Origin of the sequence: Streptomyces sp. NPDC088350, assembly GCF_044753545.1 — a bacterium.
Taxonomy (GTDB): domain Bacteria; phylum Actinomycetota; class Actinomycetes; order Streptomycetales; family Streptomycetaceae; genus Streptomyces.
This window is the reverse complement of record NZ_JBIVNL010000003.1, coordinates 656,176-679,585: the sequence shown is the minus strand read 5'-3', so window position 1 is coordinate 679,585 and position 23,410 is coordinate 656,176. Positions and strand designations below refer to the sequence as shown.

The window sequence follows — 23,410 nt, the reverse complement described above, 5'->3', positions numbered from 1 at the left end:
CGCGGCACTGAACACCGTTGTCATGTGCCCTGACCTGCGCAAACAAATCGCAGGTCAGGGCAGCCTAAGTTCACATGGCGTGGTGCAGCCGCCAGCCCTGCCACGCCGAGTCGACCATCTCCCGCACCCCGCGCCGAGCCGTCCACCCCAGCTCTACGGCGGCCCGCTCGGCGGAGGCGACCGCGCGGGGCGCGTCACCGGGACGCCGTCCCTCGACGACGGCCGGCCGCCGGTCACCGGTGACCGCACCGATCACCGTGACCAGCTCGCGCACCGAAACCCCTTCCCCGCGGCCGATGTTGACCGTCAGGTCGCCGCTCGCACCGCCGTCGGACAGTCGCCGGGCCGCCGCCAGGTGCGCGTCCGCGAGGTCGGCGACATGGATGTAGTCACGGATACAGGTGCCGTCCGGGGTCGGATAGTCGTCACCGAAGATCCGCGGGGCCTCGTCACGGGTGAGCCGGTCGAAGACCATGGGGACGATGTTGAAGACGCCCGTGTCGGCCAGCTCCGGCGTCGCCGCGCCCGCCACGTTGAAGTAGCGCAGGCACACCGTCGCGACGCCGTGCGCCGCGCCCGCCGCCCGGACCAGCCACTCGCCGGTGAGCTTGGTCCCGCCGTACGGGTTCACCGGCGCGCACGGGGTGTCCTCCGTGATCAGGTCCACGCCCGGGTCGCCGTAGACCGCCGCGGAGGACGAGAACACGAACCGCTCGACACCGGCGCCCGCGACCGCGTCCAGAAGGGTCGCCAGGCCGCCCACGTTCTCCCGGTAGTAGCGCGTCGGCTGCGCCACGGACTCGGCGACCTGCTTGCGCGCCGCGAGATGCACGACCCCCGTCACCCCGTGCTCGGCGAACACCCGCTTCAACAGGTCGCCGTCCGTGGAGGAGCCGTTGACGAGCGGGACGCCCGCCGGGAGGCGCGCGGGGTTCCCCGCCGACAGGTCGTCGAGGGCGACGACCCGCTCCCCGGCGTCCGCCATCGCCCGTGCCACATGGGCCCCGATGTATCCGGCTCCGCCGGTGATCAGCCATGTCATGGGCATTGACCCTATGCCGCCACGCAGTGCGCCTCCGCAATGTCCCGCGATGCCCGGTCTGGCAGGTGCGGTTTGTGGTGCGGTTTGTCGGCCGGGGGCCGAATCCCTGATGATGATCTCGGCGGAGGCGCCTGCAGACCCTGTTGATCAGCCCATGAACGGCCGGTGAACACGGGCTTGAGAGCATCCGATAGCCTCTGCCGACATGCCGCCCGGGTGCCACCCAAGGGGCGCCACCACCATGCACATGACCGGCGCCCGAGCGTCGGCACCCAGGGAGTGAGTTCGGTTGCCGACCGCCATCCTCACCGGCTCGCCGGTCCCCGGATCGTCGATCGAGGGCGATCTGCGGTCGCTCGGCTTCGACGTCCGGATCGCCGCCGACACCACCGAGGCGGAAACGCTCCTGGCGGCGGTCCCCGGAGACCAGCGGGTCGCCGTCGTGGACGCCCGCTTCGTGGGCCACGTGCACGCGCTGCGCCTCGGCCTCACCGACCCCCGCTTCCCGCTCGCCGCGGTACCGGGCGCCGTCACCGCCCAGCCCGCCGGCCGGCAGGCACTGACCCGCGCGGTCGCCCGCGAGGACTCGGCCGGCGCCGGCACGACCCTCCTCGACAATCTCGCCGACCGTGTCGTCACGGCCCTCGACGCCGACGGCTCCGACGTGCACCGCCCCGAGCTGGGCAGCCTCGTCGCCACCGTCCCCGCCGACCCGCAGGCCCGCAACGAGGCACGCCAGGCCGTCGCCGCCGTCGACGACGAGGCCGTACGCCTGAAGTCGGCCGTGAAGTCCCGCGACGGCTTCTTCACCACCCACTTCATCAGCCCGTACTCCCGCTACCTCGCCCGCTGGTGCGCCCGCCGCGGCCTCACCCCGAACCAGGTCACCACGGCCTCGCTGCTCACCGCCCTGATCGCGGCGGGCTGCGCGGCCACCGGCACCCGCGCCGGGTTCGTCGCGGCCGGCGTCCTGCTGATCGCGTCCTTCGTCCTGGACTGCACCGACGGCCAGCTCGCCCGCTACGCCCTGCGGTACTCCACCCTCGGCGCCTGGCTCGACGCCACCTTCGACCGCGCCAAGGAGTACGCCTACTACGCCGGCCTCGCGCTGGGAGCGGCCCGGGGCGGCGGCCATGACGATGTATGGGCCCTCGCGCTCGGCGCGATGATCCTGCAGACCTGCCGGCACGTCGTGGACTTCTCCTTCAACGAGGCCAACCACGACGCCACCGCCAACACCAGCCCCACCGCCGCCCTGTCCGACAAGCTCGACAGCGTCGGCTGGACGGTCTGGGTGCGCCGGATGATAGTCCTGCCCATCGGCGAACGATGGGCGATGATCGCCGTCCTCACGGCAGTGACCACCCCCCGGATCACCTTCTACGTCCTCCTCGTCGGCTGCGCCTTCGCGGCGACGTACACGACGGCGGGCCGGGTGCTGCGCTCGCTGACCCGCAGGGCGACCCGGACGGACCGGGCGGCACGGGCACTGGCGGACCTCGCGGACAGTGGACCGCTGACCGAACTGCTGGTGCGCCCGGGGAGGACGTACGCGCGCGTGGCGGTCGTTGCCGCCGCCCTGGGCGCCGTCCTGGTGACGGGTTCGGCGCTCCTTTGGGGTGCCGGCTGGCAGAACGTCGTGTGTGCCGTCGTCTATGTCCTCTTCTCCGCGGCGGCAGTCGCCCGCCCCCTCAAGGGCGCCCTCGACTGGCTGGTCCCCCCGCTCTTCCGGGCGGCGGAATACTGCACGGTCCTGGTGCTGGCGGCCAAAGCGGAGGTAAACGGAGCCCTTCCTGCGGCTTTCGGCCTGGTGGCCGCGGTCGCCTACCATCACTACGACACGGTGTACCGCATCCGCGGCAACGCCGGGGCGTCCCCGGCCTGGCTGGTGCGCGCCACAGGGGGGCACGAGGGGCGGACGCTGCTCGTCACCGTTCTCGCCGCCGCGCTCACCGCGTCGCAGTTCACGGTCGCGCTCACGGTCCTGGCCGTGGCCGTGGCCCTGCTGGTGCTCTTCGAGAGCATCCGCTTCTGGGTGTCCGCAGGGGCGCCCGCCGTACACGATGAAGGAGAACCCGCATGATCGGCCTCGTGCTGGCGGCCGGCGCCGGACGGCGTCTGCGCCCCTACACCGACAGCCTTCCCAAGGCTCTGGTGCCGGTGGGGCCCGCGGGCATAGAGGGCGAACCCACGGTCCTGGACCTCACCCTCGGCAACTTCGCCGAGATCGGTCTGACCGAGGTAGCGATCATCGTCGGCTACCGCAAGGAAGCCGTGTACGAGCGCAAGGCGGCCCTCGAAGCGAAGTACGGCCTCAAGCTCACCCTCATCGACAACGACAAGGCCGAGGAGTGGAACAACGCCTACTCCCTCTGGTGCGGACGTGACGCTCTCAAGGACGGCGTGATCCTCGCCAACGGCGACACCGTCCACCCGGTCTCGGTCGAGAAGACGCTGCTGGCCACCCGCGGCGACGGCAAGAAGATCATCCTCGCGCTGGACACCGTCAAGTCCCTCGCCGACGAGGAGATGAAGGTCGTCGTCGACCCCGCCAAGGGCATGACGAAGATCACCAAGCTGATGGACCCCGCCGAGGCGACGGGTGAGTACATCGGCGTCACCCTCATCGAGGGCGACGCCACCGTGGAACTGGCCGACGCGCTCAAGACGGTGTGGGAGACCGACCCGCAGCAGTTCTACGAGCACGGCTACCAGGAACTCGTGAACCGCGGCTTCCGGATCGACGTGGCCCCGATCGGCGACGTCAAGTGGGTCGAGATCGACAACCACGACGATCTGGCCAAGGGGCGGGAGATCGCGTGCCTGTACTGACCCGGCTGATCCCCTCGCCCGTCGTCGTCGACATCCGCCCGGGTGCCCTCGACGACCTGGCCTGCGTCCTCGCCGACCAGCGCATCTCGCACTCCGGCCGGCTCGCCGTCGCGGTCAGCGGCGGCTCCGGCGCCCGGCTGCGCGAACGCATCGAACCCAGCCTGCCCGGCGCCACCTGGTACGAGGTCGGCGGCGGCACCCTCGACGACGCGATCGAACTGGCCGGCGAGATGAAGGCCGGTCACTACGACGCGGTCGTGGGCCTCGGCGGCGGCAAGATCATCGACTGCGCCAAGTTCGCCGCGGCACGCATCGGCCTGCCCCTGGTCGCCGTACCGACGAACCTCGCCCACGACGGCCTGTGCTCGCCGGTCGCCACCCTCGACAACGACGCGGGGCGCGGCTCCTACGGCGTGCCGAACCCGATCGCCGTCGTCATCGACCTGGACGTGATCCGCGAGGCACCGGTCCGCTTCGTGCGGGCGGGCATCGGGGACGCGATCTCCAACATCTCCGCGATCGCGGACTGGGAGCTCGCCAACCGCGTCACCGGCGAGAAGATCGACGGGCTGGCGGCGGCCATGGCCCGGCAGGCGGGTGAGGCCGTACTGCGGCACCCGGGCGGGGTCGGCGACAACGCCTTCCTCCAGGTGCTCGCCGAGGCGCTCGTCCTCAGCGGTATCGCCATGTCGGTGTCGGGCGACTCCCGCCCGTCCTCCGGCGCCTGCCACGAGATCAACCACGCCTTCGACCTGCTCTTCCCCAAACGCGCCGCCGCCCACGGCGAGCAGTGCGGACTGGGCGCGGCCTTCGCGATGTACCTGCGCGGAGCCCACGAGGAATCGGCGTACATGGCCGGGGTACTGCGCCGGCACGGACTGCCCGTGCTGCCGGAGGAGATCGGCTTCACGGTGGACGAGTTCGTCCGCGCCGTGGAGTTCGCTCCGGAGACCCGCCCCGGCCGCTACACCATCCTCGAACACCTCGACCTGAAAACCGACCAGATCAAGGACATCTACGCCGACTATGTCAAGGCCATCGGTAGCTGAACTCCGTCCCGTCGTCCACCCCGCAGGGGTGAAGGACCGGCGCAGCGGTGAGCACTGGATGGGACGCCTCTACATGCGTGAGGTGTCCCTGCGGGTCGACCGCTACCTGGTGAACACCAGGGTCTCGCCCAACCAGCTCACGTACCTGATGACCGTCTTCGGCGTACTCGCCGCCCCGGCACTGCTGGTGCCGGGGATCACGGGCGCCGTGCTGGGCGTGGTGTGCGTCCAGATGTATCTGCTGCTGGACTGCGTCGACGGCGAGATCGCCCGCTGGCGCAAGCAGTACTCCCTCGCCGGGGTCTACCTCGACCGCGTCGGCGCCTATCTGACCGACGCCGCCGTGCTCGTCGGCTTCGGACTGCGCGCCGCCGACCTGTGGGGCAGCGGCCGTATCGACTGGCTGTGGGCCTTCCTCGGGACGCTGGCCGCGCTCGGCGCGATCCTGATCAAGGCCGAGACCGACCTGGTCGGCGTCGCCCGGCACCAGACCGGCAAGGCACCGGTCCAGGAGTCCGCGGCCGAGATGCGGTCCTCCGGGATGGCGCTGGCCCGCCGGGCCGCCGCCGCCTTCAAGTTCCACCGGCTGATCCTCGGCATCGAGGCGACCCTGCTGATCCTGGTCCTCGCGATCGTGGACCAGGTCCGCGGCGACCTGTACTTCTCGCGGCTCGGCGTCGCCGTACTGGCCGGCATCGCGCTGCTGCAGACCCTGCTGCACCTGGTGTCGATCCTCGCGTCGAGCAGGCTGAAGTGAGCGGCCCGAAGGTCGGGGCGGTGATCATCACCATGGGCAACCGCCCCGACGAACTGCGGGCCCTGCTCGACTCGGTCGCCAAGCAGGACGGCGACCGGGTCGAGGTGGTCGTCGTCGGCAACGGCTCGCCCGTCCCGGACGTCCCCGAGGGCGTCCGGACCGTCGAACTGCCCGAGAACCTCGGCATCCCCGGTGGCCGCAACGTCGGCCTGGACGCCTTCGGGCCCGCCGGTCGCGAGGTCGACATAGTGATGTTCCTCGACGACGACGGAATCCTCGCCCAGCACGACACCGCCGAACTGTGCCGGCAGGCCTTCGCCGCCGACCCCGAACTCGGCATCATCAGTTTCCGCATCGCCGACCCGGACACCGGTGTCACCCAGCGCCGGCACGTCCCCCGGCTGCGGGCCTCCGACCCGATGCGCTCCTCCCGGGTCACCACCTTCCTCGGCGGCGCCAACGCCGTCCGTACGAAGGTCTTCGCCGAGGTCGGCGGACTCCCGGACGAGTTCTTCTACGCCCATGAGGAGACCGACCTTGCCTGGCGGGCCCTCGACGCGGGCTGGATGATCGACTACCGGTCCGACATGGTGCTGTACCACCCGACGACCGCCCCCTCGCGGCACGCGGTCTACCACCGGATGGTCGCCCGCAACCGGGTCTGGCTGGCCCGCCGCAACCTCCCCGCGCCCCTGGTCCCGGTGTACCTCGGGGTGTGGCTGCTGCTCACCCTCCTGCGCCGCCCCTCGCGCCCGGCCCTGCAGGCCTGGTTCGGCGGGTTCAAGGAGGGCTGGACCACTCCCTGCGGACCTCGCAGGCCCATGAAGTGGCGTACGGTGTGGCGCCTGACTCGACTGGGCCGTCCACCGGTGATCTGACAAGCTCGAAGACGCCCGGCCGCGCGCGCCCGGCGCGCGGCCCACCCCGGGAAACTTGACCGACGGCGGATACGTGTCGCTTCCTGTAGCACAATTCCGTAAGACGAACGCAAGACAGTCGTAAGACACATCCGAAAATGAAGGCTTCCACTCTTGAGTGAGACAACGCATGACGGCGGAGTCGCGGTGAGCCCGCGTCCGTCGCCCGACGCAGGCCTCACGGCGGCACAACTGTCCGCCAAGTACGGGCTGACGGTCAGCGGTGCCCGCCCCGGACTCGCCGAGTACATCCGCCAGTTGTGGGGACGCCGGCACTTCATCCTCGCCTTCTCCCAGGCGAAGCTGACGGCCCAGTACAGCCAGGCGAAGCTCGGCCAGCTCTGGCAGGTGGCCACACCGCTGCTGAACGCGGCCGTCTACTTCTTCATCTTCGGCGTCATCCTGAAGGCGAGCCGGGGCATGTCCCGGGACGTGTACATCCCGTTCCTGGTCACGGGCGTGTTCGTGTTCACCTTCACGCAGAGCTCGATCATGGCGGGCGTGCGGGCGATCTCCGGCAACCTCGGCCTGGTGCGCGCGCTGCACTTCCCGCGCGCCTCGCTGCCGATCTCCTTCGCGCTGCAACAGCTCCAGCAGCTGCTGTTCTCGATGACCGTGCTGTTCATCATCGTCATCGGCTTCGGCAGCTACCCGAGCCTGTCCTGGCTGCTGATCGTCCCGGTCCTGGTGCTGCAGTTCCTCTTCAACACCGGGCTCGCGCTGATCGTGGCGCGGATGGGCGCGAAGACCCCGGACCTCGCCCAGCTGATGCCGTTCATCCTGCGCACCTGGATGTACACGTCCGGCGTCATGTTCTCCATCAGCGCGATGATGGAGGGCCGCTCCGAGGTGTTCGTCCGCCTGCTGCAGGTGAACCCGGCCGCCATCTACATGGACCTGATGCGCTTCGCCCTCATCGACGGCTACGGCGCCTCGAACCTGCCTCCGCACGTGTGGGCCATCGCCGCGGTCTGGGCCGTGGTCCTGTTCGTCGGCGGTTTCGTGTACTTCTGGCAGGCGGAGGAGAGGTACGGCCGTGGCTGAGCAGAACCCCGAGCAGCCCCCCGGGGACCTGATCCCCACCGTCATCGCGGACGAACTGCACATCGTCTACCGCGTCCACGGCGCCAAGACCGGCAAGGGCAGCGCCACCTCCGCCCTGAGCCGCATAGTCAAGCGCGGCGAGGAGCGCGGGGTGCGCAAGGTGCACGCCGTCAAGGGCGTCTCCTTCGTCGCCTACCGCGGTGAGGCCGTCGGCCTGATCGGCTCGAACGGCTCCGGCAAGTCGACCCTGCTGCGCGCCATCGCCGGCCTGCTCCCCGCCGAGAAGGGCCGGGTCTACACCAACGGCCAGCCCTCGCTGCTCGGCGTGAACGCAGCCCTGATGAACGATCTCACCGGCGAGCGGAACGTCATCCTGGGCGGCCTCGCCATGGGCATGAGCCGCGAGCAGGTCAGGGAGCGCTACCAGGAGATCGTCGACTTCTCGGGGATCAACGAGAAGGGCGACTTCATCACCCTCCCGATGCGCACCTACTCCTCCGGCATGGCGGCCCGGCTGCGCTTCTCCATCGCCGCCGCGAAGGACCACGACGTCCTGATGATCGACGAGGCGCTGGCCACCGGCGACCGCAAGTTCCAGGTCCGCTCCGAGGAGCGCATCCGCGAGCTGCGCAAGTCCGCGGGCACGGTGTTTCTGGTCAGTCACAACAACAAGTCCATCCGCGACACCTGCGACCGCGTGCTGTGGCTGGAACGCGGCGAGCTGCGGATGGACGGCCCGACCGAAGAGGTCCTCAAGGAGTACGAGAAGTTCACGGGCAAGTAGTCCACCCGCCCATGGGCGCAAAAGCCCACGAGGCTTACCCGGGCCCCGCCGGAACTGCTCCGGCGGGGCCCCGCGTCTGCAAAGGAAACGTCAACTCGGCCCCGCCCAAGGAATCTTGACGCCAATCGGTGTGTTGTTGTGATGTGCAGGACACCCCGAGGAAGCTCGCTGCGTTGTACAACGTAAGCTGTACCGGTGCCGAATAGCGGCAAGTGGGGCGATAATGCGCGACACCGTTCTCCGGGTATCTGTGCGGACGACCGGGCGGCGTGTCCGAAATAGTGTGTATTGGGTCGGCAGTGTAGAACGGGAGATGTGACGGCAATGGCTACGGAAACTCCCCAGCTCACCGAAGCACGCGCCGTCCCCGCCCCTGGCAGTGAGCGGTGACGGGAACCGGCTCCGCCGGCACCGGTGATCCGGTGCGCGGCACACTCGACAAGGCCGCGGGTGAGAACTTCCCCGTGGCACCTTTCTTCCTGCCCAGGGCCTGGCGCACCGACCTCATGGCGGTGTACGGATTCGCCCGCCTCGTCGACGACATCGGCGACGGCGACCTGGCCCCCGGCGGCGCCGACGCCCGTCTCCTCGGCGTGGCACCCGCACAGGCCGAGGACCGCCTGGTCCTCCTCGACGCCTTCGAGGCCGACCTGCACCGCGTCTTCGACGGCACCCCGGGCCACCCCCTGCTGCGCCGCCTCCAGCCGACCGTCCGCCGCCGCGCGCTGACCCCCGAGCCCTTCCTCGGCCTGATCGCCGCCAACCGCCAGGACCAACTCGTCACGCGCTACGAGACCTACGACGATCTCCTCGCCTATTGCGAACTCTCCGCGAACCCGGTCGGCCGCCTCGTCCTCGCCGTCACCGGCACCGAGACCCCCGAGCGGGTCCGGCACTCCGACGCGATCTGTACCGCACTGCAGATCGTCGAACACCTGCAGGACGTGGCCGAGGACCTCGGCCGCGACCGGATCTACCTGCCCGCCCAGGACATGAAGCGCTTTCACGTCCAGGAAGCGGATCTCGCCACGCCCTCCGCGGGCGCATCGGTGCGCGCACTGGTTGCATACGAAGCAGAACGCGCCCGGGATCTCCTGAATGAAGGCGCCCCCCTGGTGGGTAGCGTCCACGGCAGGTTGAAGCTGCTGCTCGCGGGGTTCGTGGCGGGGGGAAGGGCGGCGATCCGCGCGATCGCCGCCGCCGAATACGACGTACTTCCCGGCCCACCCAAGCCCGGCAGGATCCAGTTGCTGCGTGAGGTGGGCGTGACTCTGCGAGGAGAGGGGTGATCCGGACCGTGGAGTCTGCACCGCACATGTCCGCGCCGGTACTCGCCGCCTACAGCTACTGCGAGGCCGTCACCGGACAGCAGGCACGCAACTTCGCGTACGGCATCAGACTGCTGCCGACGCCCAAGCGCCGCGCGATGTCGGCGCTGTACGCGTTCTCACGGCGTGTCGACGACATCGGCGACGGCACGCTGGCGACCGAGGTGAAGGCGGCACGCCTGGAGGACACCCGGGCGCTGCTCACCCGCGTTCGCGAAGGCAAGGTCGAGGAGGACGACACCGACCCGGTCGCGGTCGCCCTCGCGCACGCCGCCGAGGCCTTCCCGATCCCGCTCGGCGGCCTGGACGAGCTGATCGACGGCGTCCTGATGGACGTACAGGGCGAGACCTACGAGACCTGGGACGACCTGAAGGTCTACTGCCGGTGTGTCGCGGGCGCGATCGGGCGGCTCTCGCTCGGCGTGTTCGGCGCGGAGCCGGGGGCGCGCGGCGCCGAGCGCGCCTCGGAGTACGCCGACACCCTGGGGCTCGCGCTCCAGCTCACCAACATCCTGAGAGACGTCCGCGAGGACGCCGAGGGCGGCCGGACCTATCTGCCCGCCGACGACCTCGCGAAATTCGGGTGCTCGGCCGGGTTCAACGGACCGACACCTCCGGACGGCTCCGACTTCGCGGGTCTCGTGCACTTCGAGGTGCGACGGGCCCGCACTCTTTTCGCCGAGGGCTACCGGCTGCTCCCCATGCTCGACCGCCGCAGCGGCGCCTGTGTCGCCGCCATGGCCGGCATCTACCGCCGCCTCCTCGACCGCATCGAGCGCGAGCCGGAGGCCGTACTGCGCGGTCGCGTCTCCCTGCCCGGCCGCGAGAAGGCCTACGTCGCCGTGCGCGGCCTGTCCGGCCTGGACACCCGGCATGTCTCGCGGCGGACGCTCAGGAGGCGCACCTGATGGACAAAGTGGGCCAAGGTGATGCCGCCGGAGAAATGCGGCACGCAACCCTCCGGTGCGAAGTCGCGTCCCTGACTGCGACGACCTGCCACGGCGGGTACGCAGGGGGGAGTGCACGATGAGGGACGGGACGCGGTCCGACGGGCCGCCCTCGGACGAACCGACGGGAGAGGCCGGCCGGCATGCCGTCGTGGTCGGCGGCGGGCTCGCCGGTGTGACCACCGCGCTCGCGCTCGCCGACGCCGGAGTCCGCGTCACCCTGCTCGAAGGCCGGCCGCGCCTGGGCGGGCTCGCCTTCTCCTTCCAGCGCGGCGACCTCACCGTGGACAACGGACAGCACGTGTATCTGCGCTGCTGCACCGCCTACCGCTGGTTCCTCGACCGCATCGAGGGCGCGGCCCTGGCTCCGCTGCAGGATCGTCTCGACGTGCCCGTACTCGACGTGAACCGCCCCGAGGGGCGCCGGCTCGGCAGACTGCGGCGCGACCCGCTGCCCGTGCCCCTGCATCTGGGGCGCAGTCTCGCGACATACCCGCATCTCTCGTTCGCCGAGCGCGCCAAAGTCGGACGTGCCGCTCTAGCCCTCAAAGGGCTCGACCTCGCCGACCCCGCGCTGGACGCCCAGAACTTCGGCAGCTGGCTGACCGCGCACGGTCAGTCGGCGCGTGCCGTCGAGGCACTGTGGGACCTGGTGGGGGTCGCCACCCTCAACGCGGTGGCGGGCGATTCCTCGCTGGCGCTCGCCGCGATGGTGTTCAAGACCGGTCTGCTCTCCGACCCGGGCGCGGCCGACATCGGCTGGGCACACGTCCCGCTGGGTGAACTGCACGACCGGCTCGCCCGCAAGGCGCTCGACTCCGCGGGCGTGCGCACCGAAGTCCGTACACGCGTCACCTCCCTCTCCACTGACGAAAACGGGCGTTGGAGCGTTCAGGTTCCCGGCGAGACCCTTCGGGCCGACGCCGTCGTGCTCGCCGTACCGCAGCGCGAGGCCCACGATCTGCTGCCGGACGGTGCCCTCGACGCCCCTGAGCAGCTGCTGGCCATCGACACCGCCCCGATCCTCAACATCCACGTCGTCTACGACCGCAAGGTGCTCGCCCGGCCCTTCTTCGCGGCGCTGGGCACCCCCGTGCAGTGGGTGTTCGACCGGACCGGCGCGTCCGGGCTGAAGGACGGCCAGTATCTGGCGCTGTCCCAGTCCGCCGCGCGCGACGAGATCGACGAGCCCGTGGCCGCGCTGCGCGAGCGCTACCTCCCCGAGCTGGAGCGGCTGCTGCCCGGTGCGCGCGGCGCCGAGGTGAAGGACTTCTTCGTGACCAGGGAGCGCACGGCGACGTTCGCGCCCGCCCCCGGCGTCGGACGGCTGCGGCCCGGCGCCCGCACCAAGGCCCCCGGCCTGTACCTGGCCGGAGCGTGGACCGCCACAGGGTGGCCCGCGACCATGGAGAGTGCGGTCCGCAGTGGGGTGAGCGCGGCGGACGCCGCACTCGCCGCCCTGGGCCGGCCCCGCCCCAGCCATCTCTTCGAGTTCGAGGAGGCGGCTTGATGCTCGACCAGCATGCGGCAGGCCACCGCACCCCCGGTAGCACGACAAGAGGAGAGACTGTGCCCACTGTGCCCCCGGCCGAGACGGCTGCCGACGCGGTGGACGTGTCCGCGCTCCTGGAGCGCGGCCGGACCCTTGCCACACCGGTACTGCGGGCGGCCGTGGACCGCCTGGCGCCTCCCATGGACACCGTTTCCGCCTACCACTTCGGGTGGATCGACGCCGAGGGCAACCCGGCGGACGGCGACGGCGGCAAGGCCGTACGCCCCGCGCTCGCCGTGCTCTCCGCCGAGGTCACCGGCGCCTCGCCCGAGACCGGCATCCCCGGCGCCGTGGCCGTCGAACTGGTCCACAACTTCTCGCTGCTGCACGACGACCTGATGGACGGCGACGAACAGCGCCGGCACCGCGACACCGTCTGGAAGGTGCACGGCCCCTCCCAGGCCATCCTCGTCGGCGACGCCCTGTTCGCGCTGGCCAACGAGGTCCTGCTGGAGCTCGGCACCGTCGAGGCCGGCCGCGCCACCCGCCGTCTCACCACCGCGACCCGCGCCCTCATCGACGGGCAGGCGCAGGACATCTCCTACGAGCACCGCGACCGCGTCAGCGTCGAGGAGTGCCTGGAGATGGAGGGCAACAAGACCGGCGCCCTGCTCGCCTGCGCCTCCTCCATCGGGGCCGTGCTCGGCGGCGCGGACGACCGCACCGCCGACGTCCTGGAGAAGTACGGCTACCACCTCGGCCTGGCCTTCCAGGCCGTCGACGACCTCCTCGGCATCTGGGGCGACCCGGAGTCCACCGGGAAGCAGACCTGGAGCGATCTGCGTCAGCGCAAGAAGTCCCTGCCCGTGGTGGCGGCGCTCGCGGCGGGCGGACCCGCCTCCGAGCGGCTCGGCGAGATCCTCGCCGCCGACGCCAAGAGCAGCGACTTCGAGAACTTCTCCGAGGAGGAGTTCGCGGCCCGCGCCGCGCTCATCGAGGAGGCCGGCGGACGCGAGTGGACCGCCGAAGAGGCACGCCGCCAGCACACCATCGCCATCGAGGCCCTCGACGCCATCGACATGCCCGACCGGGTTCGGGCGCAGTTCACGGCGCTCGCCGACTTCGTCGTCGTACGAAAGAGATGATCACTATCGGTCGAATAGCCCTCGCGTAGTCGCCGGCCGGTGCTGCGAACGAACGAGTACCGGCCGACGGCGGACCCACAGCAGAGACATGCCACTGCACGAAGGGGAAGCCATGACAGCGACGACCGACGGAAGCACCGGGGCCATGCGGCCCCGGGTTGCCGCGGCCAGCGAAACCGACATCAACACCCCCGCGGCGGCCGGGGTGCACGACGCCGCCGCACTCGCCGTACAACGCGCCACCGACTTCCTCCTCGCACAGCAGGACGCCCAGGGCTGGTGGAAGGGCGACCTCGAGACGAACGTCACGATGGACGCGGAGGATCTGCTGCTCCGTCAGTTCCTGGGCATCCGCGACGAGTCGACGACCCAGGCCGCCGCGCTCTTCATCCGCGGCGAGCAGCGCGAGGACGGCACCTGGGCCAGCTTCTACGGCGGACCCGGCGAACTCTCCACCACCATCGAGGCGTACGTCGCCCTGCGCCTGGCCGGTGACGCTCCGGACGCCCCGCACATGGCGAAGGCGTCCGCCTGGATCCGCGAGCGGGGCGGCATCGCCTCGGCCCGTGTCTTCACCCGGATCTGGCTCGCCCTGTTCGGCTGGTGGAAGTGGGACGACCTGCCCGAACTCCCGCCGGAACTCCTCTACTTCCCCACCTGGGTACCGCTCAACATCTACGACTTCGGATGCTGGGCCCGGCAGACCATCGTGCCGCTGACGGTGGTCTCCGCGAAGCGGCCGGTGCGCCCCGCACCCTTCCCGCTCGACGAGCTCCACATCGACGCGAGCAACCCGAACCCGGTCAAGCCCCTCGCCAAGGTGGCGAGTTGGGACGGCGCCTTCCAGCGGCTCGACAAGGCGCTGCACCTCTACCGCAAGGTCGCCCCGCGCAAGCTGCGCAGGGCCGCGATGAACACGGCCGCGCGCTGGATCATCGAGCGGCAGGAGAACGACGGCTGCTGGGGCGGCATCCAGCCGCCCGCGGTGTACTCGGTGATCGCCCTGCACCTGCTGGGCTACGACCTCGAACACCCGGTGATGCGCGCGGGGTTGGCGTCCCTGGACCGGTTCGCGGTCTGGCGCGAGGACGGCGCCCGGATGATCGAGGCCTGCCAGTCCCCGGTGTGGGACACCTGCCTCGCGACCATCGCGCTCGCCGACGCGGGCGTGCCCGCCGACCATCCCCAACTGGTCAAGGCGGCCGACTGGATGCTCGGGGAGGAGATCGTCCGCCCCGGCGACTGGGCGGTCAAGCGGCCCCAACTGCCGCCCGGCGGCTGGGCGTTCGAGTTCCACAACGACAACTACCCCGACATCGACGACACCGCCGAGGTCGTGCTCGCGCTGCGCCGGGTCAGACATCACGACCCGGAGCGCCTGGACCGGGCCGCCGGACGCGCGGTCCGCTGGAACCTCGGAATGCAGTCCAAGAACGGCGGTTGGGGCGCCTTCGACGTCGACAACACCAGCCCGTTCCCCAACCGGCTGCCGTTCTGCGACTTCGGCGAGGTCATCGACCCGCCGTCGGCGGACGTCACCGCGCACGTCGTCGAGATGCTCGCCGTCGAGGGCCTCGCCCACGACCCGCGCACCCGGCGCGGCATCGAGTGGCTGCTTGCCGAACAGGAGCCGGACGGCTCGTGGTTCGGCCGCTGGGGCGTCAACTACGTCTACGGCACAGGGTCCGTGGTGCCCGCCCTCGCCGCGGCCGGGATCCCCGGCTCGCACCCGGCGATCCGGCGCGCGGTGACCTGGCTGGAGACGGTCCAGAACGACGACGGCGGCTGGGGCGAGGACCTGCGCTCCTACAAGTACGCCAAGGAGTGGAGCGGCCGGGGCGCCTCCACCGCCTCGCAGACGGCCTGGGCGCTGATGGCCCTGCTGGCGGCGGGGGAGCGGGACTCCAAGGCCGTGGAACGCGGCATCGAATGGCTCGCGACGACCCAGCGCGAGGACGGGTCCTGGGACGAGCCCTACTTCACCGGCACGGGCTTCCCGTGGGACTTCTCCATCAACTACCACCTCTACCGGCAGGTGTTCCCGCTCACCGCGCTCGGGCGCTTCGTCCACGGAGAACCGTTCTCCCCGACCTCGTTCTCCCCGGCCAAGGGGGGCTGATGAGCACCCAGCCCGCCGGACCGCCGCTGCTGATCGCCTGCGCGCTCGGCATCGAGCACCTCGCCCTGCGCGCCGGCGACCGGTCCGGCGCCGGCGGTCCGGTCACCATCGTCCGTACGGGCATGGGGCCACAAGCGGCCGGGGAGGCCGTCACCCGGCGCCTCGCCGACCCGGCGCTGTCCGAGGCCGCCGTACTGGCCACGGGCTTCTGCGCCGGACTCGCCCCCGGTATGCACCCCGGCGACGTGGTGGTCGCCGAGGAGACCCGGGACCCGCGCGGAACCGTTCCGTGCGTCGCCACCGAGCTGCTCGTCAAGGAAATCGTGCGTGCCCTGCCCGGACGCACCGTCCACACCGGCCCCCTCACCGGCTCCGATCACGTCGTCCGCGGACAGGAACGGTCGGATCTGCTCGCGACCGGCGCGATCGCGGTCGACATGGAGTCGGCGGCCACGCTGCTGAGCGCCGTGCGGACGGGCGCGCGCCCGGTTGCGGCCGTACGGGTGGTCGTGGACGCTCCTGAACATGAACTCGTCCGGATCGGCACGGTGCGCGGTGGAATATCGGCTTTCCGCGTTCTTCGATCCGTTCTTCCCGCTTTTTTCGAATGGCACCGTTCCTTGCTGCTCCCCCGGAGGTGAGCCAGATGGCCATGCCGCTGCGCCAGACAATCAAGGTCGCTACATACTTGGCTGAACAGAAGCTCCGCAAGCGGGACAAGTTCCCTCTGATCGTGGAGCTGGAACCCCTCTTCGCGTGCAACCTGAAGTGCGAGGGCTGCGGCAAGATCCAGCACCCGGCGGGCGTGCTCAAGCAGCGCATGCCGGTGGCGCAGGCCGTCGGGGCGGTGCTCGAATCCGGTGCGCCGATGGTGTCCATCGCGGGCGGCGAGCCCCTGATGCACCCTCAGATCGACGAGATCGCGCGGCAGTTGGTGGCGAAGAAGAAGTACGTCTTCCTCTGCACCAACGCCATGCTGCTGCGCAAGAAGCTCGACAAGTTCACGCCCTCGCCGTACTTCGCCTTCGCGGTGCACATCGACGGGCTGCGCGAGCGGCACGACGAGTCCGTCGCGAAGGAGGGTGTGTTCGACGAGGCGGTGGAGGCGATCAAGGAGGCCAAGAAGCGCGGCTTCCGGGTCACCACCAACTCGACCTTCTTCAACACGGACACCCCGCAGACCATCATCGAGGTGCTCAACTTCCTCAACGACGACCTCAAGGTCGACGAGATGATGATCTCGCCCGCCTACGCCTACGAGAAGGCGCCCGACCAGGAGCACTTCCTGGGTGTCGCGCAGACCCACGAGCTGTTCAAGAAGGCCTTCGCGGGCGGCAACCGCAGGAAGTGGCGGCTCAACCACTCCCCGCTCTTCCTGGACTTCCTGGAGGGCAAGGTCGACTTCCCGTGCACGGCCTGGGCGATCCCGAACTACTCGCTCTTCGGCTGGCAGCGCCCCTGCTACCTGATGAGCGACGGGTACGTGCCCACGTACCGGGAGCTGATCGAGGAGACCGACTGGGACAAGTACGGCCGCGGCAAGGACCCGCGCTGCGCCAACTGCATGGCGCACTGCGGCTACGAGCCCACCGCCGTCCTCGCCACCATGGGCTCCCTCAAGGAGTCCCTGCGGGCCATGCGCGAGACCGTCGCCGGAAACCGCGACTGACGTCATGACCGCCGTAGCCCTGGGCGTCCCCGAGATGCCGGTCCGGCCGATCGCCGAGCGACGTGTGTCGCGACGCATCCAGGTCGGATCGGTGGCGGTCGGGGGCGGGGCCCCCGTCTCGGTCCAGTCGATGACCACGACCCGTACGTCGGACATCGGCGCCACCCTCCAGCAGATCGCCGAACTCACCGCCTCCGGCTGCCAGATCGTCCGCGTCGCCTGCCCCACGCAGGACGACGCGGACGCGTTGGCGACCATCGCGCGCAAGTCGCAGATCCCGGTGATCGCGGACATCCACTTCCAGCCCAAGTACGTCTTCGCCGCAATCGAGGCCGGGTGCGCGGCGGTTCGCGTCAATCCCGGCAACATCAAACAGTTCGACGACAAGGTCAAGGAGATCGCGCGGGCCGCGAAGGACCATGGCACGCCGATCCGGATCGGGGTCAACGCCGGTTCCCTGGACCGTCGTCTGCTCCAGAAGTACGGCAAAGCGACGCCCGAGGCGCTCGTCGAGTCGGCCCTGTGGGAGGCGTCCCTCTTCGAGGAGCACGGCTTCCGGGACATCAAGATCTCCGTCAAGCACAACGACCCCGTGGTGATGGTCAACGCCTACCGGCTGCTGGCCGCGCAGAGCGACTATCCGCTGCACCTCGGGGTCACCGAGGCCGGACCCGCCTTCCAGGGCACGATCAAGTCGGCGGTCGCCTTCGGGGCACTGCTCAGCGAGGGCATCGGCGACACGATCCGCGTGTCGCTGTCCGCACCGCCGGTGGAGGAGGTCAAGGTCGGCCTCCAGATCCTGGAGTCCCTCAACCTCAAGCCCCGGAGGCTGGAGATCGTGTCGTGCCCGTCCTGCGGGCGGGCCCAGGTGGACGTCTACAAGCTCGCCGACGAGGTCACGGCGGGCCTTGAGGGCATGGAGGTCCCGCTGCGCGTCGCGGTCATGGGCTGCGTCGTCAACGGACCCGGCGAGGCGCGGGAGGCGGACCTCGGCGTCGCCTCCGGCAACGGAAAGGGCCAGATCTTCGTGAAGGGCGAGGTCATCAAGACCGTCCCCGAGTCGAAGATCGTGGAGACCCTCATCGAGGAGGCGATGAAGATCGCCGAACAGATGGAGCAGGACGGCGTCGCGGCGGGGGAGCCGGCCGTCACCGTGAGTTGAACAGCACGGACCGAAGGGGGCCCGACGTGACGATTCTGGAGAGCATCCGGCAACCACGCGACCTGAAGTCGCTGTCCGAGGCGGAACTCGGCGAACTGTCCGAAGAGATAAGGGAGTTCCTGGTCCACGCGGTGGCCAGGACCGGCGGACACCTCGGACCCAACCTGGGCGTCGTGGAACTGACCATCGCGCTCCACCGGGTCTTCGAGTCACCGGGCGACCGCATCCTGTGGGACACCGGCCACCAGAGCTATGTGCACAAGCTCCTGACGGGCCGTCAGGACTTCTCGAAGCTGCGCGGCAAGGGCGGCCTCTCCGGCTACCCCTCGCGCGAGGAGTCCGAGCACGACGTCATCGAGAACAGCCACGCCTCCACCGCGCTCGGCTGGGCCGACGGCCTCGCCAAGGCCCGCCAGGTGCAGGGCGAGAAGGGCCATGTCGTCGCGGTCATCGGCGACGGCGCGCTCACCGGCGGCATGGCCTGGGAGGCGCTGAACAACATCGCCGCCGCCAAGGACCGGCCGCTGATCATCGTGGTCAACGACAACGAACGCTCGTACTCGCCCACCATCGGCGGCCTCGCCAACCACCTGGCCACCCTGCGCACGACCGACAGCTACGAGAAGGTCCTCGCCTGGGGCAAGGACGTCCTGCTGCGCACCCCGGTCATCGGCAACACCGTCTACGAGTCCCTGCACGGCGCGAAGAAGGGCTTCAAGGACGCGTTCGCCCCGCAGGGCATGTTCGAGGACCTGGGCCTCAAGTACGTCGGCCCGATCGACGGACACGACATCGGCGCCGTCGAGTCGGCACTGCGCCGCGCGAAACGCTTCCACGGCCCGGTCCTCGTGCACTGCCTCACGGAGAAGGGGCGCGGCTACGAACCCGCCCTCGCCCACGAGGAGGACCACTTCCACACCGTCGGCGTGATGGACCCGCTCACCTGCGAGCCCCTCGTGCCCTCCAACGGCCCTTCCTGGACCAGCGTGTTCGGCGACGAGATCCTGCGCATCGGGGAGGAGCGGGACGACGTCGTGGCGATCACCGCCGCGATGCTGCACCCGGTCGGCCTCGGCAAGTTCGCGGCCCGTTTCCCGGACCGGGTGTGGGACGTCGGCATCGCCGAGCAGCACGCGGCGGTGTCGGCGGCGGGCCTGGCGACCGGCGGACTGCATCCCGTCGTCGCCGTCTACGCCACCTTCCTCAACCGCGCCTTCGACCAACTCCTGATGGACGTGGCGCTGCACCGCTGCGGGGTGACCTTCGTCCTGGACCGCGCCGGGGTGACGGGAGTTGACGGAGCGTCACACAACGGCATGTGGGACATGTCCATCCTTCAGGTCGTGCCGGGTCTGCGGATCGCCGCCCCACGCGACGCCGACCAACTCCGCGCCCAACTAAGGGAAGCGGTCGCCGTCGACGACGCGCCGACCCTCGTCCGCTTCCCGAAGGAGTCGGTCGGACCGGAGATCCCGGCGATCGACCGTGTGGGCGGACTCGACGTCCTGTACCGGGGCGCGGAGACGCCGGAGGTGCTGCTCGTCGCCGTAGGGGTGATGGCGCCCGTCTGCCTCCAGGCCGCCGAACTCCTCGAAGCCCGGGGCGTCAACTGCACGGTCGTGGACCCCCGTTGGGTCAAACCCGTCGACCCGGCGCTGCCCGGCCTCGCCGCCGAACACCGCCTCGTCGCTGTCGTCGAGGACAACAGCCGCGCCTCGGGCGTCGGCGCCGCCGTGGCGCTGGCACTGGGTGACGCCGAAGTCGACGTGCCCGTACGGCGGTTCGGCATCCCGGAGCAGTTCCTCGCGCACGCCAAACGCGGCGAGGTGCTCGCAGACATCGGCCTCACACCCGTCGAGGTCGCCGGACGGATCAGCGCAAGCCTGGCGGTCAAGGACACGACCGACCGCGCAGCCAAGGAGAAACCCGAATGACCAAGGAGTTCGACCTCACCGCGCTCTTGGCCGAGCGCGGAGCCGAGCGCTACGAGCTGCACACCAAGTACCTCAACCACCAGCTCCCGCGCATGCTGCACACCATCGGCTTCGACAAGGTCTACGAGCGGGGCGAGGGCGCCTACTTCTGGGACGCGGACGGCAACGACTACCTGGACATGCTCGCCGGGTTCGGGGTGATGGGCCTCGGCCGCCACCACCCCGTCGTCCGCAAGGCGCTGCACGACGTCCTCGACGCCCAGCTCGCCGACCTCACCCGCTTCGACTGCCAGCCGCTGCCGGGCCTGCTCGCCGAGAAGCTGCTCACCCACAGCCCGCACCTGGACCGGGTGTTCTTCGGCAACAGCGGTACGGAGGCGGTCGAGACAGCGCTCAAGTTCGCCCGCTACGCCACCGGGAAACCCCGCGTCCTGTACTGCGACCACGCCTTCCACGGCCTGACCACGGGCTCGCTGTCGGTCAACGGTGAGGACGGCTTCCGGGACGGCTTCGCCCCGCTGCTGCCCGACACCGCCGTACCCCTCGGTGATCTCGACGCCCTGGCACGGGAGTTGAAGAAGGGCGACGTCGCCGCCCTCGTCGTCGAGCCGATCCAGGGCAAGGGTGTCCACGAGGCCCCGCCCGGCTATCTGCGCGCCGCGCAGGAACTCCTGCGCCAGCACAAGGCGTTGCTCATCGCGGATGAAGTGCAGACGGGCCTTGGCAGGACCGGCGACTTCTACGCGTACCAGCACGAGGACGGTGTGGAGCCGGACCTGGTGTGCGTGGCCAAGGCGCTGTCCGGTGGTTATGTGCCGGTCGGCGCCACCCTCGGCAAGGACTGGATCTTCAAGAAGGTCTACTCGTCCATGGACCGCGTGCTGGTCCACTCGGCGAGCTTCGGGTCCAACGCCCAGGCCATGGCGGCCGGCCTCGCCGTGTTGTCCGTGATGGAGAACGAGCAGATCGTCGCCAACGCCCGTGCCACCGGGGACCGGTTGAAGTCCCGGCTCGCCGCGCTGGTGGACAAGTACGAGCTGCTCGCCGATGTCCGCGGCCGGGGTCTGATGATCGGCATCGAGTTCGGGAAGCCCAAGTCGCTGAAGCTGCGCAGCCGTTGGACCATGCTGCAGGCCGCGCGCAAGGGGCTGTTCGCGCAGATGGTGGTCGTACCGCTGCTTCAGCGGCACCGCATCCTCACCCAGGTCTCCGGCGACCACCTGGAGGTCATCAAGCTGATCCCGCCGCTGATCGTCGGCGAGCGCGAGGTGGACCGGTTCGTGGACGCCTTCACCGCCGTGATGGACGACGCGCACAGCGGCGGCGGGCTGATGTGGGACTTCAGCAAGACGCTGGTGAAGCAGGCGGTGGCCAACCGGTAGGGGTACTCCGCCTCTTCCGGGCGCCGCGGGTTTTTGCCTCTGAGGCAAGAGATTTGCCGCAGAGGCAAGCCTGCGGCTGAATGGAGAGCATGAGCTCTCCAGAGACCGGGCCGGAGCAGTCGGCTTCGGCCGGGCCGGCCGACGACCTGCCGGCCACCGTCGCACCACAGCTCCGCGCGCTGCGCCGGCGTGCCTCCCTCACCCTGGAGGCCGCCGCCCGCTCGGCCGGGCTCTCGCCCGCCCATCTCTCCCGGCTGGAGACCGGGCTGCGCCAGCCCTCGCTGCCGATGCTGCTCGCGCTGGCCCGTATCTACGGTACGACAGTCTCGGATCTGCTCGGCGAGACGGTCGCCGACCGGGACGCCGTCGTGCGCGCCGCCGAGATGGAACCGACCCACGCGGGCGGCTGGACCTACTGGCAGGCCGGGGCGCCCGGCCGCGGGATGCAGTCGCTGCGCGTGCGCATCCCGCACGGCTCCCAGGGCGACATCGTGCGCGTGCACCCCGGCGAGGAGTGGCTGTACGTCCTGAAGGGGCGTCTGAGACTCCGCCTCGGCGACACCGCGCACCTCCTCGCGCCGGGCGACAGCGCCCACTTCGACTCGCTCACCCCGCACCGGCTCGCCGCCGCCGACGAGACCGGTGTCGAGGTCCTGTTCGTCCACACCCTGTTGCAGAGCCCCACGGCCGCCCTGTGCCTGGGCCCGATCATCGGAGACACGCCATGAGCGGCAACAACATCGAGGACAAGTTCCCGCGCGCCCTGTGGATACGACTCATCATCTACATCGCCGTCGGCCACCTCTTCGCGGCCTTCATCTACCTGCTGTTCTCCCTGGGCGCCAAGTAGCCCGCCGCAGCCGTCGGTTCAGTCGAGCAGGCGCTCGCGCAGCCGCTCCCGGACCTCCGGGGTGATCCCCAGCCCCTGCTCCAGATAGGTGTCCACCCCGCCCCAGGTCTCCTCGACGGTGTCGAAGGCCGCCGTCAGATACTCGGCGCGGGCGTCGAAGAGGGGGCTGAGGAGTTCCATCACCTCGGGGGAGTGGCCCGCGGCGGAGGCGCCGCTGCGGCGCACTTGATAGCGGCGGTGCTTGGCGTTCGACTCCAGGTAGTCGGCGAGGATCGCCTCGCGCTCCACGCCCACGGCGACAAGCGTCACGGCTATCGACAGGCCCGCGCGGTCCTTGCCCGCCGCGCAGTGCATCAGCGCGGGGACGCTGTCCTCGGCGAGAGAGCGCAGCACCTGGGAGTGCTCGGTGGTGCGCTCCTTGATGATCGTGCGGTACGAGGCGATCATCCGGTCGGCGCCCTTGCCGTCGCCGAGGATCCCGCGCAGCTGTTCGATCTCGCCGTCCCGGACCATCTTCCAGAACTCGGAGCCGTCCGCCGGGTCGCTCAGCGGCAGGTTCACATTGCGCACTCCGGGCAGCTCGACGTCGGGGCCCTCCAGCTTCTGGTCCGACGCGTTGCGGAAGTCGAAGATCGTGTGCAGCCCGAGGGAGGCGAGGAACGCCGCATCCTCGTCGGTCGCGTGCGCCAAATGGCCGCTGCGGAACAGCACTCCGTGCCGCACCTGCCGTCCGTCCACCGTCGGAAGTCCGCCCACGTCCCGGAAATTGCGCACTCCGGACAACTCCGGCTCGGTCGACGGAATCTGCTGCGTCACGAGGACTCCTCCCACTCGGCCCGACGGCGCGGCTCACCGGCGGGCACGTTCCCGACGATACGACATCGATTCCTCGGGCCATGAGTTGTCCACAGACGTTGCCTCACAGGCCCCGGGCCATTGATGATGTTGCCACTTGAG

At 70.2% G+C, this 23,410-nt stretch carries 22 protein-coding genes; 20 read left to right on the top strand and 2 right to left on the bottom strand.

The annotated features are described in order from the left end of the window. Nucleotides 1-70: 70 nt before the first annotated feature. Complete coding sequence (galE, locus tag ACIQBL_RS12955; protein ID WP_401940267.1) at nucleotides 71-1,042, bottom strand: UDP-glucose 4-epimerase GalE; 972 nt, start codon at nucleotides 1,040-1,042, stop codon at nucleotides 71-73. Nucleotides 1,043-1,331: 289 nt separating this feature from the next. Here galE and ACIQBL_RS12950 point away from each other — a divergent pair, with 289 nt between their 5' ends. From ACIQBL_RS12950 to ACIQBL_RS12855, 20 genes are all read left to right on the top strand, one after another. Then, entirely contained in the window at nucleotides 1,332-3,125 is a 1,794-nt protein-coding gene (locus ACIQBL_RS12950) for a DUF5941 domain-containing protein (RefSeq protein ID WP_401940265.1), read from the top strand. Continuing rightward, nucleotides 3,122-3,874 carry a sugar phosphate nucleotidyltransferase gene (locus ACIQBL_RS12945; protein ID WP_401940262.1) on the top strand — a complete coding sequence of 251 codons (753 nt, stop codon included), beginning with the start codon at nucleotides 3,122-3,124 and terminating at the stop codon, nucleotides 3,872-3,874. The genes ACIQBL_RS12950 and ACIQBL_RS12945 overlap by 4 nt, the downstream gene beginning before the upstream one ends. Next, nucleotides 3,862-4,923, top strand: a complete 1,062-nt coding sequence (locus ACIQBL_RS12940; protein WP_401940260.1) for an iron-containing alcohol dehydrogenase family protein — start codon at nucleotides 3,862-3,864, stop codon at nucleotides 4,921-4,923. Before ACIQBL_RS12945 ends, ACIQBL_RS12940 begins: the two co-directional genes overlap by 13 nt. Next, entirely contained in the window at nucleotides 4,901-5,680 is a 780-nt protein-coding gene (locus ACIQBL_RS12935) for a CDP-alcohol phosphatidyltransferase family protein (protein ID WP_401940257.1), read from the top strand. Before ACIQBL_RS12940 ends, ACIQBL_RS12935 begins: the two co-directional genes overlap by 23 nt. A 32-nt stretch (nucleotides 5,681-5,712) precedes the next feature. After that, on the top strand, nucleotides 5,713-6,558 hold the full coding sequence (locus ACIQBL_RS12930) for a glycosyltransferase family 2 protein (protein ID WP_401940729.1): 846 nt from the start codon (nucleotides 5,713-5,715) through the stop codon (nucleotides 6,556-6,558). 153 nt (nucleotides 6,559-6,711) lie between these two features. After that, complete coding sequence (locus ACIQBL_RS12925; protein WP_401940255.1) at nucleotides 6,712-7,641, top strand: ABC transporter permease; 930 nt, start codon at nucleotides 6,712-6,714, stop codon at nucleotides 7,639-7,641. Further along, complete coding sequence (locus tag ACIQBL_RS12920; protein ID WP_401940253.1) at nucleotides 7,634-8,425, top strand: ABC transporter ATP-binding protein; 792 nt, start codon at nucleotides 7,634-7,636, stop codon at nucleotides 8,423-8,425. Before ACIQBL_RS12925 ends, ACIQBL_RS12920 begins: the two co-directional genes overlap by 8 nt. 386 nt (nucleotides 8,426-8,811) lie before the next feature. Then, nucleotides 8,812-9,714 carry a squalene synthase HpnC gene (hpnC, locus tag ACIQBL_RS12915; RefSeq protein WP_401940251.1) on the top strand — a complete coding sequence of 301 codons (903 nt, stop codon included), beginning with the start codon at nucleotides 8,812-8,814 and terminating at the stop codon, nucleotides 9,712-9,714. Beyond that, nucleotides 9,711-10,661: a presqualene diphosphate synthase HpnD gene (hpnD, locus tag ACIQBL_RS12910; RefSeq protein WP_401940248.1), complete on the top strand. Its 951-nt coding sequence runs from the start codon at nucleotides 9,711-9,713 to the stop codon at nucleotides 10,659-10,661. The genes hpnC and hpnD overlap by 4 nt, the downstream gene beginning before the upstream one ends. Further along, the gene (locus ACIQBL_RS12905) at nucleotides 10,661-10,783 is read left to right on the top strand and encodes a DUF6380 family protein (protein ID WP_401940245.1); all 123 of its coding nucleotides are present in this window, start codon (nucleotides 10,661-10,663) and stop codon (nucleotides 10,781-10,783) included. Before hpnD ends, ACIQBL_RS12905 begins: the two co-directional genes overlap by 1 nt. After that, nucleotides 10,780-12,210: a hydroxysqualene dehydroxylase HpnE gene (gene hpnE / locus ACIQBL_RS12900; RefSeq protein ID WP_401940242.1), complete on the top strand. Its 1,431-nt coding sequence runs from the start codon at nucleotides 10,780-10,782 to the stop codon at nucleotides 12,208-12,210. The genes ACIQBL_RS12905 and hpnE overlap by 4 nt, the downstream gene beginning before the upstream one ends. After that, nucleotides 12,210-13,337, top strand: coding sequence for a polyprenyl synthetase family protein (locus ACIQBL_RS12895; protein ID WP_401940240.1), 1,128 nt, complete (start codon nucleotides 12,210-12,212; stop codon nucleotides 13,335-13,337). Before hpnE ends, ACIQBL_RS12895 begins: the two co-directional genes overlap by 1 nt. Nucleotides 13,338-13,449: 112 nt before the next feature. After that, entirely contained in the window at nucleotides 13,450-15,456 is a 2,007-nt protein-coding gene (gene shc, locus ACIQBL_RS12890) for a squalene--hopene cyclase (RefSeq protein WP_401940237.1), read from the top strand. Continuing rightward, nucleotides 15,456-16,097, top strand: coding sequence for a 1-hydroxy-2-methyl-2-butenyl 4-diphosphate reductase (locus ACIQBL_RS12885; RefSeq protein WP_401940234.1), 642 nt, complete (start codon nucleotides 15,456-15,458; stop codon nucleotides 16,095-16,097). The genes shc and ACIQBL_RS12885 overlap by 1 nt, the downstream gene beginning before the upstream one ends. Nucleotides 16,098-16,102: 5 nt before the next feature. Further along, nucleotides 16,103-17,125, top strand: coding sequence for an adenosyl-hopene transferase HpnH (gene hpnH, locus ACIQBL_RS12880; protein ID WP_401940232.1), 1,023 nt, complete (start codon nucleotides 16,103-16,105; stop codon nucleotides 17,123-17,125). A 4-nt stretch (nucleotides 17,126-17,129) separates the two neighbouring features. Then, nucleotides 17,130-18,287 carry a flavodoxin-dependent (E)-4-hydroxy-3-methylbut-2-enyl-diphosphate synthase gene (gene ispG, locus ACIQBL_RS12875; RefSeq protein ID WP_401940229.1) on the top strand — a complete coding sequence of 386 codons (1,158 nt, stop codon included), beginning with the start codon at nucleotides 17,130-17,132 and terminating at the stop codon, nucleotides 18,285-18,287. Nucleotides 18,288-18,313: 26 nt separating this feature from the next. Next, nucleotides 18,314-20,221, top strand: a complete 1,908-nt coding sequence (dxs, locus tag ACIQBL_RS12870; protein WP_401940226.1) for a 1-deoxy-D-xylulose-5-phosphate synthase — start codon at nucleotides 18,314-18,316, stop codon at nucleotides 20,219-20,221. After that, entirely contained in the window at nucleotides 20,218-21,603 is a 1,386-nt protein-coding gene (locus tag ACIQBL_RS12865; protein WP_401940223.1) for an aspartate aminotransferase family protein, read from the top strand. The genes dxs and ACIQBL_RS12865 overlap by 4 nt, the downstream gene beginning before the upstream one ends. 89 nt (nucleotides 21,604-21,692) lie before the next feature. Beyond that, nucleotides 21,693-22,331 (top strand): helix-turn-helix domain-containing protein, encoded by a 639-nt coding sequence (locus ACIQBL_RS12860; protein WP_401940221.1) that lies wholly within the window; start codon nucleotides 21,693-21,695, stop codon nucleotides 22,329-22,331. Next, complete coding sequence (locus ACIQBL_RS12855; protein WP_401940219.1) at nucleotides 22,328-22,453, top strand: DUF6126 family protein; 126 nt, start codon at nucleotides 22,328-22,330, stop codon at nucleotides 22,451-22,453. Before ACIQBL_RS12860 ends, ACIQBL_RS12855 begins: the two co-directional genes overlap by 4 nt. An 18-nt stretch (nucleotides 22,454-22,471) precedes the next feature. Here the strand turns inward: ACIQBL_RS12855 and ACIQBL_RS12850 are convergent, their stop codons facing one another. Beyond that, nucleotides 22,472-23,269, bottom strand: a complete 798-nt coding sequence (locus tag ACIQBL_RS12850) for a tyrosine-protein phosphatase (protein WP_401940217.1) — start codon at nucleotides 23,267-23,269, stop codon at nucleotides 22,472-22,474. Between the last annotated feature and the right edge of the window lie 141 nt (nucleotides 23,270-23,410).